27 protein-coding genes and 1 tRNA gene are annotated in these 15,904 nt (G+C 46.3%); 4 read left to right on the top strand and 24 right to left on the bottom strand.

All coding sequences use genetic code 11. The annotated features are described in order from the left end of the window. Nucleotides 1-71: 71 nt before the first annotated feature. The 16 genes from AMS66_RS29810 to AMS66_RS29735 form a co-directional block, all read right to left on the bottom strand. Nucleotides 72-359: a hypothetical protein gene (locus tag AMS66_RS29810; RefSeq protein ID WP_053784230.1), complete on the bottom strand. Its 288-nt coding sequence runs from the start codon at nt 357-359 to the stop codon at nt 72-74. Next, on the bottom strand, nt 356-1,003 hold the full coding sequence (locus AMS66_RS29805; RefSeq protein WP_053784229.1) for a hypothetical protein: 648 nt from the start codon (nt 1,001-1,003) through the stop codon (nt 356-358). Before AMS66_RS29805 ends, AMS66_RS29810 begins: the two co-directional genes overlap by 4 nt. Nucleotides 1,004-1,018: 15 nt before the next feature. Beyond that, nucleotides 1,019-1,195: a hypothetical protein gene (locus AMS66_RS32880; protein WP_160319750.1), complete on the bottom strand. Its 177-nt coding sequence runs from the start codon at nt 1,193-1,195 to the stop codon at nt 1,019-1,021. Between the two features lie 311 nt (nt 1,196-1,506). After that, nucleotides 1,507-2,220 carry a hypothetical protein gene (locus AMS66_RS29795; RefSeq protein WP_053784227.1) on the bottom strand — a complete coding sequence of 238 codons (714 nt, stop codon included), beginning with the start codon at nt 2,218-2,220 and terminating at the stop codon, nt 1,507-1,509. A 13-nt stretch (nt 2,221-2,233) separates the two neighbouring features. After that, complete coding sequence (locus AMS66_RS29790) at nt 2,234-2,683, bottom strand: hypothetical protein (RefSeq protein WP_053784226.1); 450 nt, start codon at nt 2,681-2,683, stop codon at nt 2,234-2,236. Between the two features lie 4 nt (nt 2,684-2,687). Further along, nucleotides 2,688-2,900, bottom strand: coding sequence for a cold-shock protein (locus tag AMS66_RS29785; protein ID WP_053784225.1), 213 nt, complete (start codon nt 2,898-2,900; stop codon nt 2,688-2,690). Beyond that, the gene (locus AMS66_RS32565; protein WP_053784224.1) at nt 2,878-3,189 is read right to left on the bottom strand and encodes a hypothetical protein; all 312 of its coding nucleotides are present in this window, start codon (nt 3,187-3,189) and stop codon (nt 2,878-2,880) included. The genes AMS66_RS29785 and AMS66_RS32565 overlap by 23 nt, the downstream gene beginning before the upstream one ends. A 136-nt stretch (nt 3,190-3,325) precedes the next feature. After that, nucleotides 3,326-3,538, bottom strand: a complete 213-nt coding sequence (locus tag AMS66_RS29775) for a hypothetical protein (protein WP_053784223.1) — start codon at nt 3,536-3,538, stop codon at nt 3,326-3,328. Nucleotides 3,539-3,603: 65 nt separating this feature from the next. Next, the gene (locus tag AMS66_RS29770; RefSeq protein WP_053784222.1) at nt 3,604-3,828 is read right to left on the bottom strand and encodes a helix-turn-helix transcriptional regulator; all 225 of its coding nucleotides are present in this window, start codon (nt 3,826-3,828) and stop codon (nt 3,604-3,606) included. 72 nt (nt 3,829-3,900) lie between these two features. Then, a complete protein-coding gene (locus AMS66_RS29765) occupies nt 3,901-4,860 on the bottom strand; it encodes a hypothetical protein (protein ID WP_053784221.1) in 960 nt (319 codons plus the stop codon). Between the two features lie 243 nt (nt 4,861-5,103). After that, on the bottom strand, nt 5,104-5,538 hold the full coding sequence (locus AMS66_RS29760; RefSeq protein WP_053784220.1) for a hypothetical protein: 435 nt from the start codon (nt 5,536-5,538) through the stop codon (nt 5,104-5,106). Beyond that, nucleotides 5,535-5,918: a hypothetical protein gene (locus AMS66_RS29755; RefSeq protein WP_053784219.1), complete on the bottom strand. Its 384-nt coding sequence runs from the start codon at nt 5,916-5,918 to the stop codon at nt 5,535-5,537. Before AMS66_RS29755 ends, AMS66_RS29760 begins: the two co-directional genes overlap by 4 nt. Then, on the bottom strand, nt 5,915-6,118 hold the full coding sequence (locus tag AMS66_RS29750) for a hypothetical protein (RefSeq protein WP_053784218.1): 204 nt from the start codon (nt 6,116-6,118) through the stop codon (nt 5,915-5,917). Before AMS66_RS29750 ends, AMS66_RS29755 begins: the two co-directional genes overlap by 4 nt. A 778-nt stretch (nt 6,119-6,896) precedes the next feature. After that, entirely contained in the window at nt 6,897-7,157 is a 261-nt protein-coding gene (locus AMS66_RS29745) for a hypothetical protein (protein ID WP_053784217.1), read from the bottom strand. 162 nt (nt 7,158-7,319) lie between these two features. Then, entirely contained in the window at nt 7,320-7,670 is a 351-nt protein-coding gene (locus AMS66_RS29740) for a hypothetical protein (RefSeq protein WP_053784216.1), read from the bottom strand. A 111-nt stretch (nt 7,671-7,781) separates the two neighbouring features. Then, on the bottom strand, nt 7,782-8,084 hold the full coding sequence (locus tag AMS66_RS29735) for a hypothetical protein (RefSeq protein ID WP_053784215.1): 303 nt from the start codon (nt 8,082-8,084) through the stop codon (nt 7,782-7,784). Between the two features lie 203 nt (nt 8,085-8,287). Here AMS66_RS29735 and AMS66_RS29730 point away from each other — a divergent pair, with 203 nt between their 5' ends. Then, nucleotides 8,288-8,521: a helix-turn-helix domain-containing protein gene (locus AMS66_RS29730; protein ID WP_236703681.1), complete on the top strand. Its 234-nt coding sequence runs from the start codon at nt 8,288-8,290 to the stop codon at nt 8,519-8,521. 169 nt (nt 8,522-8,690) lie between these two features. Here AMS66_RS29730 and AMS66_RS29725 read toward each other — a convergent pair whose 3' ends face one another. Together AMS66_RS29725 and AMS66_RS29720 are read right to left on the bottom strand one after the other, a co-directional pair. Then, nucleotides 8,691-9,272, bottom strand: coding sequence for a hypothetical protein (locus tag AMS66_RS29725; protein ID WP_201782241.1), 582 nt, complete (start codon nt 9,270-9,272; stop codon nt 8,691-8,693). Nucleotides 9,273-9,464: 192 nt separating this feature from the next. Further along, nucleotides 9,465-10,097, bottom strand: coding sequence for a hypothetical protein (locus AMS66_RS29720; RefSeq protein ID WP_053784213.1), 633 nt, complete (start codon nt 10,095-10,097; stop codon nt 9,465-9,467). Nucleotides 10,098-10,744: 647 nt separating this feature from the next. Between AMS66_RS29720 and AMS66_RS34820 the strand changes: the two genes are divergently transcribed. Next, complete coding sequence (locus tag AMS66_RS34820) at nt 10,745-10,831, top strand: putative holin-like toxin (RefSeq protein WP_371121677.1); 87 nt, start codon at nt 10,745-10,747, stop codon at nt 10,829-10,831. A 115-nt stretch (nt 10,832-10,946) separates the two neighbouring features. On the opposite strand, the gene AMS66_RS33300 is transcribed toward AMS66_RS34820, so the two are convergent. After that, complete coding sequence (locus AMS66_RS33300) at nt 10,947-11,090, bottom strand: hypothetical protein (RefSeq protein ID WP_201782240.1); 144 nt, start codon at nt 11,088-11,090, stop codon at nt 10,947-10,949. Nucleotides 11,091-11,249: 159 nt separating this feature from the next. On the opposite strand from AMS66_RS33300, the gene AMS66_RS29715 reads away from it, so the two are divergent. Continuing rightward, on the top strand, nt 11,250-11,819 hold the full coding sequence (locus AMS66_RS29715; protein ID WP_053784212.1) for a hypothetical protein: 570 nt from the start codon (nt 11,250-11,252) through the stop codon (nt 11,817-11,819). 70 nt (nt 11,820-11,889) lie between these two features. On the opposite strand, the gene AMS66_RS29710 is transcribed toward AMS66_RS29715, so the two are convergent. The 4 genes from AMS66_RS29710 to AMS66_RS29695 form a co-directional block, all read right to left on the bottom strand. Then, nucleotides 11,890-12,837 carry a tyrosine-type recombinase/integrase gene (locus AMS66_RS29710; protein ID WP_160319748.1) on the bottom strand — a complete coding sequence of 316 codons (948 nt, stop codon included), beginning with the start codon at nt 12,835-12,837 and terminating at the stop codon, nt 11,890-11,892. Between the two features lie 71 nt (nt 12,838-12,908). Beyond that, entirely contained in the window at nt 12,909-13,862 is a 954-nt protein-coding gene (locus AMS66_RS29705) for a tyrosine-type recombinase/integrase (protein ID WP_053784210.1), read from the bottom strand. Between the two features lie 154 nt (nt 13,863-14,016). Next, nucleotides 14,017-14,102, bottom strand: a tRNA-Leu gene (locus AMS66_RS29700). Between the two features lie 245 nt (nt 14,103-14,347). Continuing rightward, nucleotides 14,348-14,797, bottom strand: coding sequence for a general stress protein (locus AMS66_RS29695; protein WP_053784209.1), 450 nt, complete (start codon nt 14,795-14,797; stop codon nt 14,348-14,350). A gap of 206 nt (nt 14,798-15,003) precedes the next feature. On the opposite strand from AMS66_RS29695, the gene AMS66_RS29690 reads away from it, so the two are divergent. Then, nucleotides 15,004-15,240, top strand: a complete 237-nt coding sequence (locus tag AMS66_RS29690; protein ID WP_053784208.1) for a hypothetical protein — start codon at nt 15,004-15,006, stop codon at nt 15,238-15,240. A 178-nt stretch (nt 15,241-15,418) separates the two neighbouring features. On the opposite strand, the gene AMS66_RS29685 is transcribed toward AMS66_RS29690, so the two are convergent. Further along, the gene (locus tag AMS66_RS29685; RefSeq protein ID WP_053784207.1) at nt 15,419-15,901 is read right to left on the bottom strand and encodes a NucA/NucB deoxyribonuclease domain-containing protein; all 483 of its coding nucleotides are present in this window, start codon (nt 15,899-15,901) and stop codon (nt 15,419-15,421) included. Nucleotides 15,902-15,904: the final 3 nt, after the last annotated feature.

Here is a 15,904-nt window from a genome sequence, read left to right as displayed (position 1 = left end):
ACGCTGATACACACAAACTCATCGCATATTCCTCCTTTAAAATAGAAACGAGGCCCGAAGGCCCCTCGCGTTTAGCTACGTATATGCCCATAAAACGTTAAGTGCTGCTCGATAGAGTCATCTCTGTCAATCTCGACTGTTAGTTCGTTGAAAGGAGCAAGAACCTCATCGAAACTCTGGCCTACGGGCAAAGTAAATTCATTGAAGTACTTGCCGCCTGCTCTTGTACTGAATTTAATGCGAGTATCTCCATTGTTTCTGATAAATAACGAGCTTGCCGTCCTTGGAAACTTGAAGATTAATTTCTCCTCGAAATTGCCCGAGAATCTAAAAGGGCTGTGTGCAAATGGATTACTCATTCCATTTCCCTCCCTTCTGCAACACTTGATCTATAAATCTTGCCATCACGGTACGCAAGCGCTACCTCCTGTTCAGAAACACCGTGTACCTGGCGCGCATTGCCTCTATAATGTAGGGCTGGCTCCGGAAACACTAGATTGCCGCCTCGTTCCAATCGGTTCACGTTCGTTTCCTGGCCTGTGTTGTGCCAGAGGTTGTATGATTCCATACGCAACGTGTGCAGACCTGTGACAGCTTGGAGGTACGCATACTTGGCGTCCTCGATCGCTTTCAACTTCGCTTCGTAGTTATCGTGAAAGTGGCGATAGGCTTCATCGCGAGCAGCTTCGATTGCTTCGTCGGCTAGTGTGATGAGGCGGCCGCTTGCCTTCCCGCTAATAGTCCGCGCACGCTCTTCGGCCGCGGCAATATTCATCGTCAGTTCCGCAACCTTGCGTTGTAGGCCCGTCTCTCGTTGTACGTTCTCCTCAGTCGGATCGGATAGCGTCTTATCTTCGGCTACTACGAGTTGAGCCTGTACGTCTTCGAGCTCCGCTTTGAGTTTTGCCGCGCTTTCGTGATGGAGCCCCGCCGCCTTACTAGACTTCGCATGCTCCTCCTGATAAGTCTTGATCGCTGTTTGTACCTTTTGTGGCATTTTCATTTTGTCATTTCTCCCTTATCGAATGATATTTTGTGAACCAATCGCTGTATCCCACGCCAGTCTGAATTGACCACGCGGTGTCCTTGCCTCTTCTAGTGCCGCCAAGCACTCGTCGAACACGCTGGCCTCTTCCGGATTAAGCTCGTCGCCTTTCTTCATCGCTGCCAGCTCGCACGAGTTGAACCGTTTCATGATGCGCTGCGTTGATCTGCAGAGCGGCGGATACAGCGGAGGGTTAACGCCGAGCAACTCAAAGCCGACGTCGTTCGCAATATTCTCGTCAAGCACAACGGTAACGTCCGCTACGCTCTCCGCTTTGTTCGCCGCTGTTCTTAATGCGCGTTGAATAGCTACGTGGCCGCAGAATGAGTCGTCAAACTTGCGCTCACCTACCGTCAGGAACGTTCCCTGCGCGACAATGCCGGCGTAGTTGGCGAGAACGTACGAATAGGCCGCGCGCTTATTATCAGCGGCAGCCGCAATGTACAGTTGATATCGGATGGTTACGCACTCCCTTCGTTGGCCTGAACGAAGCCAGCCGGATCATTCATCGCGGATCTTCCGATTGGGCCGAGCGCTTTGTCCGCGCCAAGCTCAAGCAGTGAGTTATACGATCTTGTCTGTCTAAGTTGCGCGATTTCTTGGAGTGCTGTGCGAGCCTGCATCTGTTCCGTGGTATCTCTACCGCTTCGCAGGGTTCCGTAAAGTGTATTAACGCCGATCGGGTCGCGCGTATGATTAATCAGTGCGCCGCCAAGTTCTGCATAGTCCTGTGTCAGAAGATCCGCGAGGTACGGATCGTTGACTCCGCGCATAAATTCAAGTAGCTGACCGGCTGACCGTTGGTTTGCGTTAACTTGGAGATTCGCCTTCAACTCTGCATACCTATCATTAAACTCGCGAAGTTGATACTCAGGCGGAGGTGTCGCAGCTTGGCCGAGGACTTCGTGAGCTTGCTTCTCGGCAGTTTCAAGTGCTTCATTGACCATGTCTTGATTGGTTTTGAGTGCTTGCGCGAGCTGGAGCGCGCCCTTTTTCCGAGCTGCGTCCTCTTTCTCAAAGCGACCGCGATAACCGAGCAATCCCGAATCCTCCATACGTTGGATATCTTTGAGCTCCTCTTTAACTAACTCAAAAATGTCTTTGGCTACACTCACCGTAACGTCTCCATGGATCATGTTCGTTGCGTACTGAATATGTGTGTTAATGTCTGTCATTTGTATTCCTCCTTTAAATAGCTGCGACTAAAGACTCGCCGCGCTGTAAAGCATCGTTTGCTAATTCCTTGAGCTCAGGTATGCGATTTTCAATATTCGGCTTCCAACTGATCCGGATACCTACGTTATGACTCTCCGCAAACAATCGGACATGCTGCTCGTATTGACGATATCTCTGAAAGTGCGGCGCGTTCCCTCGTATGACAACGAGCTTCGTGCGGCTGTCTACGTTCCGGATTATGTCCTTGATCATGAGCGGTATCACTTGCCGCATGGTGACGGTCTTTATATCGCGCTCATCATAATGAAGGGAAAGAACTCTATATGGCGTATACCATACGGTTCCTTCGACGCTAGGATCTCGTTTTGATAGGCGAACACCGGCGACAATGCGGCCGTTACCCGTGTTAAGTATTGCAACATGAGCGTAAGTTATTTTATCCGGTAATAATCGTTCGTCCATCCCATCACCCTCCGTAAATTAATGTCACCCGTTTTCCGACGGGCCGCCGATCTCCCGGTACGATATCAAGCGCGACGGTGTCTCCGACCTGCAGCGTTGTTCCTTCGGTGCGTACGTTGGACGCGTGAACAAACACTGTACCGTCAATTCCCGCGCAACCAACGAAGCCGAAACCGCGGTCTACATCGTAATATTCAACTTTGCCCGTCGCCTCCATCGCTCGCACCCGCTTCAAGTTCCTTAATAAACGCATCAACGGCGCCAGCCACATTCGATATAATCGATAATGGATACGCACCTAATTCGCGGATATGGTCCGTAGCGTGAAAGTAACCGCTCCACAACGAAGACACCGCGCTTTCGAACGGCGTCATCTCGGTATAAATCGATTCTTTAGCCGTGTAAGTAACCCATCCGTCACCCGCCGTGATGACAACAGTGTCGATTCCGTCCTCTTGTGTATGATTGATTCGAGTGTATAACTCGCGTTTAGTCTCCTCGCTCATTCCGTTCCCCTACCTCCCGTTAAATACGTGCATATATCGCACCCTTTTCCGTGATTTCGCTTGATTTTAGACACGCAAAATAAGCCGAGGTGTTAGCGTTCCTCCGCCTGTTCAAAGCTCTGTATTGACGTGAAATCTACGTAATCTGTACCACGTTGAATAGCCTCTTAGCTACGCGCTTCCGTGCGGCTAGTACACAAAATTGCATAGCGGTTACCTTGCCTTCTCGTTCGTACGTTGCCATGACGGTAAAATCCGGATAGCTGCGTCGGATCTTCGCTATGACTTCCGGCTCCTCCGTGTAGCATGCGAGGTAATCAGTGCTTAGCCGCCATATTACGTTGGACAATTCGGTTCACTCCCTTAAATTAACGTTTTAAATCATTAAAGTTAGTGTGCAAAATAAAAGACGCTTTAAAGCGCCAATTTGTCGGACTCTTTTGCCCTTTGGATTGCCATTAGCACGTCATCTCCGGTTCCGAATACCTGGGCCAATTTGATCCTCAGATCACGCGAAACATTACGTCTTCCGTTCTCCACATCGCTAACACACGACTGGCTGACGTTAAGTGCTTCCGCAAATTGCGCCTGCGTCATACCGGCCATTACCCGGATACCGCGTACTCCTGATCCGTCCATATCACATACCTCCTTCGCTCATTTGGATTAACGCATAAGTCCGAAATAATTAATCTTCGTCCCCTTCCCTACTTAAGCGGAGATGTGGACAGTACGAGGCTTTCGGCAGTCTACAAACTTCTCCGTCAATGGCTGTTCGTACATATTATATGTGACCATCTCTCCCCACCAGATATCGTGATGTGTTCCCTTGTACTGGTTACGATCACTCGTCCATCCGTATACACCATCCAAGTATCCCGCGCCTTCCGTTCCTTTCTTGTCTATGAGCTGAACCGTATTCTTCCGGCCATGACTTTCCTTCCGTCTCTTAGCGTCAGCCATGTTCGCAAGCTTCTTCGACGCGCCGTATGATTGCTCCGATCGCTCCTGTAGGTTCTCCATTTCCTGTGGACTATAGAATCCGTATTCCAGTTGCATCCGGTTCCGCTCGCCTTCAAATTCGATTGTTCCATACCGTTTCTTGCGCTCCCATAACGTCTTATACAGGCGGCGGCATGTCGGACCACAATTGAGCTGATTTCCGCGCCCTTCGAATGGATGCTGGCACGCTTGGCATAACTTTCCGCCGAACTTCTCCACTGCGCCCTTCGCGTCAGCCTCGCAGTATATTCGGATACTGTGCTTCCGCATAAACTCCCGCGCTCCTGAGCCTGGCGGAACGATAAGGTCACGGTCGCGAGGCATATCGTACGGATCGCGCATGATAGATAGACCTTTAGCGTGATCCTCCGCGAGAATATAGTCCGCCAAGCGTTCCAAGCGCTGGTATTCGAGCTGCGTACGGAAGCGGCCGTCACCGCCTAGGTGGTTATCATAGTAATACTCGTCGTACAACTCCGCCATAGTCTCCGCTATCTGCAGACGCTGAGCGAACGGTTGTTTGGCGTAGGTCCGGTAGTTCGTACGCGTCCAATTCGGGAACAGTTCGCAGGCGTTACCGGAATAATCGTAGCGATCGACGTCGGGCGTGACGATGAGCTGTAAGGCGGGGCCGGCGGTGTATTCGACTAGCTGTTTGGCTGCTTGCATGTGAGTACCTCCTTGTGGATGTTCAGTAGTTTAACTTCCGCGTATCGTTTGTTCTTACTCTTCTTTTCCCGCGCTATCCATCCCCTCCATACCTTTATGCGCGTCAGAACATCGTCCCGTGAGGTTCAATGAGCGTATGCGAATTTAACCGAGCGGTAATGTTTATTCTTGTTAGTTCGTTCTTGTTACTTCGTTCTTATTATTTTCCTATAAACGGATCGCGACGATTCCTGAATACGGGATTTAAGCCGCTCCGTTTACGGGAATCGCTGCCTCTAGTGCTTGCTCCTCTAGCGGAAAGAACAGCGGAAGGTAGAGCTTCTTCGTATTCCCTGCCCACGGAATCTTCTTCGTTATTAACAGTCCTTCGACCTCAAGCAACCTGCATAACGGTTTGATCCGATCGCCATGTATGCCAGTATCCTCACGAATTTGCTTTACGGTAGGAAACGCCCACATATAGAAGTCGTTCGACTCCGTTCCGTTCACATACGCGTGAAGGTACAAGAGCAGGAATATTGCATCCCGAGCGTCATTCTTTTGATACTTAACGCCGAGCTCCTTTAGGTGAACGCGGAATAACGAGTGTAACGACGGGGAGTATCCGCCGTGTTCGCTCTCAAGCACCTTCGCTTTCTGTTTGACCGCAATTTGTGCAAGTTCACCTATGCTACTCATGAGATATTCGCCTCCTCTCTCCAATATGTCTTACGGAACTCTTCGTATGTCAGCGGCTCAAGCGGTTCATACACGAGTTTGTTAGCGATTCGATCCGACTTAGTGACGTTTAGCAGCCCGTAGCGACGCAGAACCTCCGTATGTTGGCGAATCTTGAACGCGGATAAGCCTGTTTCTGCCGTGATATCCGCCTGCCTGAGCCATGCCATACCGTACATTGCGTGGTCCGCCTTATTCTGACGCCAGGACAACAAGTATCCGTATAAACCCGCCGTTTCCAGAGTGAACCCGTCGAGTAACGGGTACATCCGGAATAGGATATTCGGTAAGCGCGCAAATCCGTCATCGTGGGCGAGTGGTTTCGATACATCGATTGTCATTGCGATGCTCCTTTCTGGCCTCCTAGATTGAGTTTGTAGAACATTACGTCTCCGAATTTGATGATATTAACAATGCCGACCTCCTCCATCTCGTGGATTGCTTTCTCCGCTTCGTCGGTAGGCAGCCCCGCCATTTTCGCTAACTCTTCGTACGTGGCAGGAGCGTATCCCTTCGGAACAGTTACTTTGAATGTTTTCATTTGGCTTCTCCTCCTTCTATTTACCTTATTGCCGATCAACGGGTTTTCCCACACCGCCTTACTTAAATTAACAACTACCTATCGCCCTTCGCACACTTTACGAAAAAATTCTCTATACCGGATTAACGATTCCCAACTTCTTCAGACACGCTCCACGGAAAATTTCCGTATACTCTTATAGTGCCGACCGATTAGAATCTCGGGTGTATTCCGAATAAACACCCTTACGAATATTGACGCCGTCGAGTAGAATGTCGGACACCTCCAGTCCGTAAAATCCCTCTATATCTTATAAGGACGTTAATTCAATGATTTGCGACGTGCTTTTTACGAGATATGTGTCTAATTTGTGAAGTTGATTTTATCTGCGCCCTTTTCCGACTTATTGTTTCGGAGAGCCCCCTATACTTAATAAAGGCACATTTTTTCCGCAAAAGTGGGACATCGCAATTAAAACTTTTTTCTGAAATATTGAAACCTTGTTCGATCACCTGCGTATTACTGGATATAACAACGGAAAAGAGCGCGCCACGCGATAGCCAATCGCCGCTCCCTCCGCTTACACTCGATATATGTGAACGCGTCTGCCTGAACGAAGGTTCCCGCCTTCGTGACGCGGAATGTTCAAAGGAAAGCCGGAGTCGTTGGCGCGATACCGGCGAAAGTAAATCAGTGTTAAACGTCTGAATGGCGATCCTTCCGATTGGCGTCAGAAAGTACAGATTATCCGCATAGCGATCCGCCAGTTAGCGCTGGCGGTACGGATGGTATAACGAAATTAGGCGATTGCTTCAACAAATGTAGGGAAGTTTGAGACAATAAATCCGAGGTCGGCCGCTTGCTCCATCGTGACATTAGCGTTGTTAGCGATGGATCTGCGGTCTAAATTGGGTAAGATGCGGAAGAATGCGCCAGGGAGAACGATGATTTCCTGACGACGAAGATTGCTTTTAATTGCAGGATTAACTAGCGATACGATGAAATTTCCGGTACGGTGATCGCGTACATAACCGATTTGAACTACCGTCGTTTGTGCCATGAATAACCTCCTAGCGTTTTCAGTCCGCGCGACTATTAGTTGTAAAGCAGATATCATCGTTACAGTACGTTGTTACATGATACAAGCGGATGGAACCGCGACCGTCCGGACATAGTCCGTAGGTTTCGTCTGGCTCCGCGCACAGACTCGTCAGGCGGTATGTTATCGTAATCGTTCGAGCTTCAAATTAATATCGCCTCGGTCCGTCGTCCAGAGCAGTGTGTCCAATAGAAAGTCCAAAGCCGACATACCCTGCAGACGCTCTATAATAATGTCTATAAGTTCGCGGCCATCACCTTCAATATTCGCGATAATCATCCCACCTGATTCACCATCAACGTATAGACGATCCATGTGAGTTTTATGTACGTGTCTAAGCCAGAGTTGAGAATCATCCACGATAAAGATAAATCTTTCATTGAGCATATACCCCGTGTACAAAGCAAATTCCCAGTCATTATCGAAAGGCCCCAGGACCATCGACGCCTGTTCTAGATTCATCTGCTCGCTCATGCTACGATCTCCTTCGTAATAATAATCAGGCAATATACTGCGCGAAGTAGTTTCAGAAACCTCCGACCATAGGCGTTTGATTTAATGTTGTTAGACGTAGTTTGAGTATTATTAACGGTTAGTTGCATGTTGTGTATCTCCTTTTCGGATAAATTTAGATAGTAGTTCGATCGCGCTCATATTGTGGATGTTTTCAATGAAGCTCAGGCCATCAACCGTCAGGTCGAAAATAGTAGGCTCTCCGTACGATGTAACGTACTCTATTCCGTCGAAATCAACCCGCTCCATAACTGCGATATTGTAATCAGGATCAATGTAAATCGCGTGATTATCATCTATAAGTGTGCCGGCGTATTCGATACGGAATGGTCCGTCAAAATCGTCGATCTTGGTAACTACGGTAATGTTAGACATGATTGCGTTCCTCCTTGCGGGATTTAATGCGGACCAGTACGATGTTACAATTGCGAAAATTGAAACCAAGTGATATGATTTACGTATTACTTATTGTCGACATATCGATATGTCAACATCTTGTGCATTTGCGATAAGTTCATATTACTACTCTCATTTCAATATGTCAACATCTTGTGCATAAATTTATTGGAGGAATTTTTTTGAGCGAACCACTCATCCGTTGTCGTCTCGGTGATATTATGAAAACACGCGGTTTGACCAACAAAGACGTTGTTGATTTAACTAAAGTTAGCCGCAACACGATTACATCACTAGCTGGGAACGCGACCAAACGTATCGATTATGACACACTAGGCGCATTGTGCCGCGGACTTGGGGTAACTCCTGGCGATATCCTTGAATACATACAGGAAGACAACGAAGAGAGCCGTTAATCATTACGGCTCTTTTTTTTGCGTGGATTTACCGTTGAATCAGCGCGTCATGGCTTCGGTAAGGGGAACGTACCTGGACGAGCTTGCCGCGCTATTTGTACGGGGATTTAGCGGAGAGAACGAAAAAGAACCGCAAACCCCGTGTGGGCAGCGGTTCTTTTGCATTAGTTTAGTAATTTGATGAGCGATTCTTGTGAAATCCGTTAAACAGATTGATGTATCCAAACGTTAAGCTAAGAATCTCGTCCACAATATCGGGAGCTTCGTTTGCGACTCTTTCAATCTCCCCTGTAGCATAAACTTCATTTGTATATGATACAGAGAAATGAATTATTTTATTTCGCAATAAGGTCAAGTTTTTGTATCTGGATTTAATTGGCTGAGGAATAGTCGTCTCAAATAAATCTTCCAGAACTGCAATTTTACCATCAATTGACCTAAAGAACCTCGGCGGAACTGAATTCGGATCATTTAGACTTGTTTTTAATCTATCGTAATTATGCCCATTGTCATACTCATTCTGTGTTATCTTATCATATACTATCTTTGATATAGCTGCCTCTACAGAGGAGCAAAGATATATAATTGATGCTCTGAGGAACCGTCTCTTTACAAACTCATCCTCAGCCTGTCTCGCTTGTTCCAAGAAATACAAACCGTCATTGTGCATCTCAGCCATGTAGCTTCTTACTGCAATACTTGATGTCAGATGGGAATGGCTAGTTATGAGTCTTTCCTCCTTAACGCACATTCCTTTTGAGTGTGTTGTTCTCCGTGTACACTGTCTTCCGCAGCGTCCTCGCCCACTCTGTCGTAGCATAGTTCGACCCCAATGAGTACGACGAAGGGTACGTAGTCCATTCGCACGATGTAAACGCGTGATATCAGTACTCAACGGGCGCTTGAAGCGTTTCATAAGCATAATCCTTTCGTTTCAACAAATTTAAATATTGTATTCTTCTCCATTGTCCAAATCCAGAAACACTGTGGCATTCCCATTCTTACTTCTTTGATATGTAACTTGTTTTTTAGTCGGTTCGTCAACAAAATCATAGCTTCTCTTACCCTCTGAATTAACGGCATAATAGAATCTTTTTCGGTCAGCGAGAAACGCCAAGGCCTCTCTAAAATCAAATCTTTTGCTGAAATATGGACTTTGAGGCGTAACATAGAAGCATTGTCCTCCGAACTGACAACTCTCGCTCATATTTAAAGCCATCGTTATCCTTGTGTAACCATAATTATCGAACAGTTCTTTTATCGAAACAATATCATCTTGCGTGGGAATTATTGAATATTCCATCTCAATTAAATCTACGGCTGTTTTTAGTTCCTCGTTACTAAATACTCCTGGATAAGATTCTTCAATTATCCACCTCGCTCCGTACTTTGCGTATAGTGCAGCAAGAACCACATCAGTATCGGCGCAAGATAGTTCACTTTTCGCGACCACTTCACCTTCTCCACCTAACGTCTCTACAATAACTCTTTTCCTTTTGAGCTCATTACGAAGTTTTTGCTCGTTAATGTTTATCCAACCACGATTAGTTGCTCTTGCAATACTATAATCTTCCACGACGTCCCGCCTCCTTTAGCTCCTATATACAGCACTTATTCGTCATACAGAGACTATTTCCCTTCTGGTTTGACATGCAATAATGACGTGCTATGTTAAACATAGGTCGATATGATATCCGACCTCCCCACGTTAACCGCCGAAATCAACACATATAAACGCGTGGCGGGCGAAAATTGACGTTATCCCACGAAATAAAGAGTACGGTTTGTAAATCCCGTTTTATTAGTAAGTCGAAAAATCGTATTTAAGTTAAAGTCACTCGAACCTAGCATCACGTAAATAATTTTAGATCGAAGTTTTCAGGTAAAAAGGAATTTTTATGAGGGTGATATATTTCAAGGCTAATCGGCTCAAAACGCCTAATATCAGGCATAGAGATGTTTGTATTATCTAACTCATGTAAATTATAATCGGAGGTGTCGGACGGGTGTTACAAGATTTACACGAAAAACAGCGCGAAGGTCTCGCGGATCATACGCTGTGAGAGGAGACGATTGAGCCTTGGACGCTTAGCTAAGGGTATACACATATTTTAGTTTTGAATTCGTCGAGAAACCTATTACAATTTGTTCCCCTTTTTATGCGAACATTGACCAACTTAAAATCTACTGTATAATTTTAGAATAGAGACGGGAGGTGATTGAATGAGTACATACGAAGCCCTCACGATTATGTTGCAATTTGGATTAGTCATTATTGGTCTACTTTCATTGACACAAAAAAAGCGATAGCCTCCCCGCCAAGAGCTGCTACCGCGATCAACTTTATGTAATTATCATAAACCTTACCGCCGATACTCGCAAGACCCCCGGACGCAGTGATTCCTAAGCTGCGTCTTTTTCCTGTCTACTCCGGAGGCAACGTAGGGTCCACGTACTTATCCGTATTCAACCCGAGGTACTTCCGCATAACTACGCTCGCCTGCGGAACCATCGACGACCACCGCAGCCTCATCTCCGATTCATATCCGCGACATTTATAGCGCGCCACTACTCCGTCATGATCCGTTACCTCTTCGTAGACTTTAATATGTCTGCGGTGATCTTGCGTTGAGCCTCCGCAATGACGTCGTTACCACATAAGCGATAGTTGTCGGGACTTCGTATCCACGGTATAATTGGGTATATTTACCTAAGCGGAGGTGTGCGGTTGAATAAGAAATTATTATTACTGTTTGGGCTAGTTTTAGTTATTGTTTCCGGATGTAGTGGCACGTCAAAATTTGATGAGTTGAAAACTCAAGCCGAAGCTCACTACGCTGTCGGGGACTATGTTTCAGCGCTTGCCGTTTACAATAAAGCACTCGACGAAAAAGAAGACGCGGAAGTTAGAACGGAATCGACACGAATAAAAGGCGAGGTCGAGCGTATTAAGGAAGTAATGCGTATGTATAATGGAATTAAAGACGCAGGCACCTCAGCCAAGAACATTTACACGCCTGCGGAAGCAGTTAAGTACGCGCAGACTTTAAATAAGATACTAACTGAAATGGAAGCCTTCGATGTTTCTTCAAACGACAATCCAGGATTCTACATAGGGCAGCTTGTGAAATCCAGCGACTTCACGAACGCGAAGATTAAGACGGGGCTACTTGAAGTCAACCAATCGTTAGGTATATCCGGTAAAAACGCGTACGAAGCAACGCAGGAGTTAATCGCGGAAATGGACGCGTTGTTAACGAAGTATGAGTTACGCAAAGGATTCGCAGCAGTCCAATAAACGCAGAAAAGGCGCAGTCCTCAACGGAACTTAATCCGCGAGAACTGCGCCTTTTGTAATTCACTTGTATTTAGTTAAAAAATGAATGAACTGGCGAAAACCTGTTGTGTTGCTTGGAGATGTCTGCTTGGAACATCTCCGAATATAACTGAGCCATATGTAAAGATTTATGGCCTAAAATACTCATGAGACTTACTATGTCGCCACCATTAATAATATAGTTCCGTGCGAATGTAAATCTTAGCGAGTGACAAGAAACGCGGACTCTTTTTATCTTCGCGAGCTGTCCGTAATCAGATATCTCCTCCTGAACGGTGCGGCGTTTTAGTGGTAATCCGTCGATAGTAACAAAGAATATGGATGTATCCGTTTCTCCCCGTAACTCTAGGTATTCGCGTAAATGAACGGCAAGGGTAGCGCTGAACGGGACAAGCCTCTCCTTGCGTCCCTTACCGAAAACCTGAACCACCTGTTCCTTCCAATGAATATCATCGATGTTAAACGATAGTGCTTCCTCTAAACGCAATCCGGTATCGAGTATTAACAGCATGAATACATAGTTGCGGTACCCGACTGGTGTAGCTCGATCTGGTACGTCCAACAGGGCTAGAACTTGTTCACGACTTAAAGTACGAAGTATTCGTTTCTCTTCCACAAGTTTATCAATAGCTTCCATGGGATTCTCGATCAAATAACCCGAGCTCCATAGGAAACTAAAGAACGCTCGTAAGTTCCTTATATACTTGTTTACTGTTGGCGCGCTGTTCCCTTCCTCAATTCTTGTCTGGATAAACTCCTGGACGTCCTCAACTATTACCTTATTCACTTTAATTATTTCATTTTCCTCAAGAAACGCAGTGAATTTGTTAAGAGTCTGTGTGTAGGAAGCAGTTGTATTTTCCGTTAGGTTCTTTAATTTGCGCGACTTTATAAACATACTTATAGCTGATTGCATATCCAGCTCTTCCTTTTCCTCGCGCATTTCAAGGATCAGTTTCCTTTTTTCCTTATAGTTCAATTGCATCACACCTCCTTGTCATTTCAACAAGAAGGCTACCACACTTGTGAGACAGGCGTCATTATTCATCATTATAATTTTATATTACGTTTCGCTTTGGGCTTCGATAAGATTCGGTCAACCGGACTAGCCTTCGCGTGCTCCGCCTTTAAATCGTTGTTTACGAGCGCCACGTAACGCCGCGTCATTTCCATCGTAGAATGCCCGAGCGACCTTTGAACAGCAAATGAGTTCGCACCATTACGCAAAAATTCGAGAGCGAACACATGCCGTAAGTCATACGGACGAATCTTAGTTCCGATTTTCTTACAGTAGATCTCCATACGGTCTGCCCAAGTGTGTCGATTAAGCGGCCGCCCTTCGTACGAACAAAATATCGGAACGTTCTCTTTCCACTCTTCATCGCGTACAGAAATCAACTTCCGCATAGCCTTAACGGTCATATCCGATAACGGCAACGTCCGCGTATTCCGATCTTTCGCTATCTCCGCAGGCACGCGTATTTCCTTCAACGATAGTACAAAATCCTGCGGTACTAGCTTTGTAGCCTCGGACGGACGTATACCAGTATCCAGCGTTAACAGAATTAACGTATAGTCGCGGAGTCCAACAAATGTCCGCTGATCCGGAGCTGCGAGTAGCGCCTGCAGAACCTCGGTCTCGACTGCTACTGCGCGATCACTTGTCTTCCGCTTTTTAACGTTCTCAAGCGGATTCACCGCCAACAGACTTTCACTTACGCAGTATTTAAAGAATGCGCGCAGATAGACCAGTCGGTTATTAAACGTTGCTGGTTTGATGTCGTCAGAGAAGTGTGTCATGACCGCGTTCTTAAGCGCAGCATCCGATTCCCATGCGTCAGGAAACCGCTTGAACAGTAGTTCTACAGTCCGCGTATAATCCGCTATCGTCTGCTCGCCAACTCCGTCCTCTAGTCGTTTGTGTACAAGAAACTCCGATAACACCTCCGGCCACTCCCGTCGTTTGTAACCGTAACTCTTTTTAATTTCGCGTAATCGCGCCAATGCAAAAAGCACCCCTTCCGAATGTAAACGGTGGGATGCTCCGATGTGTTTGCGCGGCTCCTGTGTACCTGCGGATTACTCCGAAACAAGTACGCAGGACCCATCGCATTTTGACGCTCATTTAACGCTGTGTTTGCGGGATAAAACCGCGGGATGCCGAGGACCGGGATCGAACCGGTACGGTAGTCACCTACCGCAGGATTTTAAGTCCTGTGCGTCTGCCAATTCCGCCACCCCGGCATATGTATGTATTGCTTCATCACTTCAGGCGACAAGAGATATCTTACCATGAAATTTATAACTTTGCAATACCTTAACATAAAATAATCTAAAAAATGAAACAGGCACTGCCAGCGTTAGCGAGCAGTGCCTAGAAAGATCGAGTTGCGGTCCCGAACTTTCTTTAAACCATCTATATTAAGGGAGGTGTGAAATAAGAATACATCCCCAACATTAAAGAAACCTAAAATCAGGCTTAAATTAAACTAAAAAAGAAGAATAGGTGCAATTCGGCCCGCCTCTTCCTCGCTGCATTCTACAACCACCAGGATATGCCCCTGCACCAACCAATCTTCATAGTAATTAGCATCTTCTTCGGAGACCCCTGCTTCTGTCAAGGTAAGCACCAGATCATCCGTATCATTTCCAATCTCATTGCCTGCGAGTTTGCGTACCGCTTTCCCAATGGACATCGTCTGATCCATCCGCTTGCCCAGACCAGCAAGTACCCCTTTAAGCACCCCTAGTGCACCATCTGTTCCTGCACCTTTCAGAGGCATGGGTAAACCTGTCTTCTCACTTACCACTTCTAGATTGACCTGTTCCTTGGCTACCGCTCCCAAATATTTATCTGCTATGCCTTCCTCTTTCAGTTTATTTAGCATGATAATGGCTTCATTCTCCGTGCGTACAAGTCCGATCAGCAATTGTGTCATTTACGTCCCCCTCCTTTTACCCTTATATAACCCTGGTTGCTTCTTCAGACACGGATTGTACGTAATAAGTCCTTTAACCTATGTAAAATATAATTTCTGATCTGGAAATCTATACCTAGTTCTGATAGACTAGATAAAGAAGACAAATTAACCATTGAAATTATTGACATATCGAATTACTATTCCATAACCAGGAGCAATGACATATGAAAAAAGAGGTAGAAATTGCCATTCGGCGCAAACAACAGATCATCGTTCGTAATACAAGCGGGCAAACGGTAACTGGATTTCCGGAACGTACAGCCGATGCTTCCATTCTTTCCTTACGGACAGTCCACGGAAGCCTATGGATTCCATTCGACGAAGTGGAACAAGTCACACGTCTGTTAAGCATTCGCTCTCATCATTTAAGTGGAATGCAGTTGTGTACGGCTGATCTGTAAACAGGGAACAAGTACTTTCATGTATTTATACATGAACTAGACGTGTTTATTTCGCTCTTCATACAATAAAACCAGACGCATAGACGTCTGGTTTTATTTTTGTCCTTTACTCTATCCCTCACTCTTTCGAAGCCAAGGCATTTCTGTATCCATTACTTTCTTATTCATAGTCTTGCGTTTATTTCACTACAAACTTGACTCGTGTTCCATCCGGATATGTACTTAGTTGGTTACCCACCCATGAGCCTGCACCACGATTATCTTTGGGACTAATATATTGGATATCCGCACCCGCTCCACCTTCCGCACACATTGCCATTGGCCATTCATCCCGATCCTTCCCCTTTTTGACCGGAACACCTTTGAGTGATAAATCCCGATTACCTTCAGCCCCACTGCGATCAATAGTGCATACATCCGAATGTCCTGCCTTGATCGCCGTCTTGATATGATTGGCCGTTTCAGGGTATCGCTCGCCAGGGAATGTGATGGTATGATCCACACTCCTGTTACTTCCCCCGAACTGAGACGGTATGTCCAGAGACCATTCTCCCCCAACCCATGCATATAGAGCGACTATTAACATTGCCACCAACGTCAAAATTTGCTTTTTAAATCGTTGCACGCCCTTGTTCTTTCTGCTTCTGCGTCTTTTACTCATGCT

It is taken from the genome of Paenibacillus xylanivorans, assembly GCF_001280595.1.
Classification (GTDB): domain Bacteria; phylum Bacillota; class Bacilli; order Paenibacillales; family Paenibacillaceae; genus Paenibacillus; species Paenibacillus xylanivorans.
Note: the sequence above shows the minus strand (reverse complement) of the source record. Positions and strands in the feature narration are given on the sequence as shown.

Coding starts and splice junctions, on each gene's coding strand:
- AMS66_RS29810 (WP_053784230.1), bottom strand. CDS start 359: ATGAGTAATCCATTTGCACACAGCCCTTTTAGATTCTCGGGCAATTTC.
- AMS66_RS29805 (WP_053784229.1), bottom strand. CDS start 1,003: ATGAAAATGCCACAAAAGGTACAAACAGCGATCAAGACTTATCAGGAG.
- AMS66_RS32880 (WP_160319750.1), bottom strand. CDS start 1,195: ATGAAACGGTTCAACTCGTGCGAGCTGGCAGCGATGAAGAAAGGCGAC.
- AMS66_RS29795 (WP_053784227.1), bottom strand. CDS start 2,220: ATGACAGACATTAACACACATATTCAGTACGCAACGAACATGATCCAT.
- AMS66_RS29790 (WP_053784226.1), bottom strand. CDS start 2,683: ATGGACGAACGATTATTACCGGATAAAATAACTTACGCTCATGTTGCA.
- AMS66_RS29785 (WP_053784225.1), bottom strand. CDS start 2,900: ATGGAGGCGACGGGCAAAGTTGAATATTACGATGTAGACCGCGGTTTC.
- AMS66_RS32565 (WP_053784224.1), bottom strand. CDS start 3,189: ATGAGCGAGGAGACTAAACGCGAGTTATACACTCGAATCAATCATACA.
- AMS66_RS29770 (WP_053784222.1), bottom strand. CDS start 3,828: ATGGACGGATCAGGAGTACGCGGTATCCGGGTAATGGCCGGTATGACG.
- AMS66_RS29765 (WP_053784221.1), bottom strand. CDS start 4,860: ATGCAAGCAGCCAAACAGCTAGTCGAATACACCGCCGGCCCCGCCTTA.
- AMS66_RS29760 (WP_053784220.1), bottom strand. CDS start 5,538: ATGAGTAGCATAGGTGAACTTGCACAAATTGCGGTCAAACAGAAAGCG.
- AMS66_RS29755 (WP_053784219.1), bottom strand. CDS start 5,918: ATGACAATCGATGTATCGAAACCACTCGCCCACGATGACGGATTTGCG.
- AMS66_RS29750 (WP_053784218.1), bottom strand. CDS start 6,118: ATGAAAACATTCAAAGTAACTGTTCCGAAGGGATACGCTCCTGCCACG.
- AMS66_RS29745 (WP_053784217.1), bottom strand. CDS start 7,157: ATGGCACAAACGACGGTAGTTCAAATCGGTTATGTACGCGATCACCGT.
- AMS66_RS29740 (WP_053784216.1), bottom strand. CDS start 7,670: ATGAGCGAGCAGATGAATCTAGAACAGGCGTCGATGGTCCTGGGGCCT.
- AMS66_RS29735 (WP_053784215.1), bottom strand. CDS start 8,084: ATGTCTAACATTACCGTAGTTACCAAGATCGACGATTTTGACGGACCA.
- AMS66_RS29725 (WP_201782241.1), bottom strand. CDS start 9,272: ATGTGCGTTAAGGAGGAAAGACTCATAACTAGCCATTCCCATCTGACA.
- AMS66_RS34820 (WP_371121677.1), top strand. CDS start 10,745: ATGAGTACATACGAAGCCCTCACGATTATGTTGCAATTTGGATTAGTC.
- AMS66_RS29695 (WP_053784209.1), bottom strand. CDS start 14,797: ATGACACAATTGCTGATCGGACTTGTACGCACGGAGAATGAAGCCATT.
- AMS66_RS29690 (WP_053784208.1), top strand. CDS start 15,004: ATGAAAAAAGAGGTAGAAATTGCCATTCGGCGCAAACAACAGATCATC.
- AMS66_RS29685 (WP_053784207.1), bottom strand. CDS start 15,901: ATGAGTAAAAGACGCAGAAGCAGAAAGAACAAGGGCGTGCAACGATTT.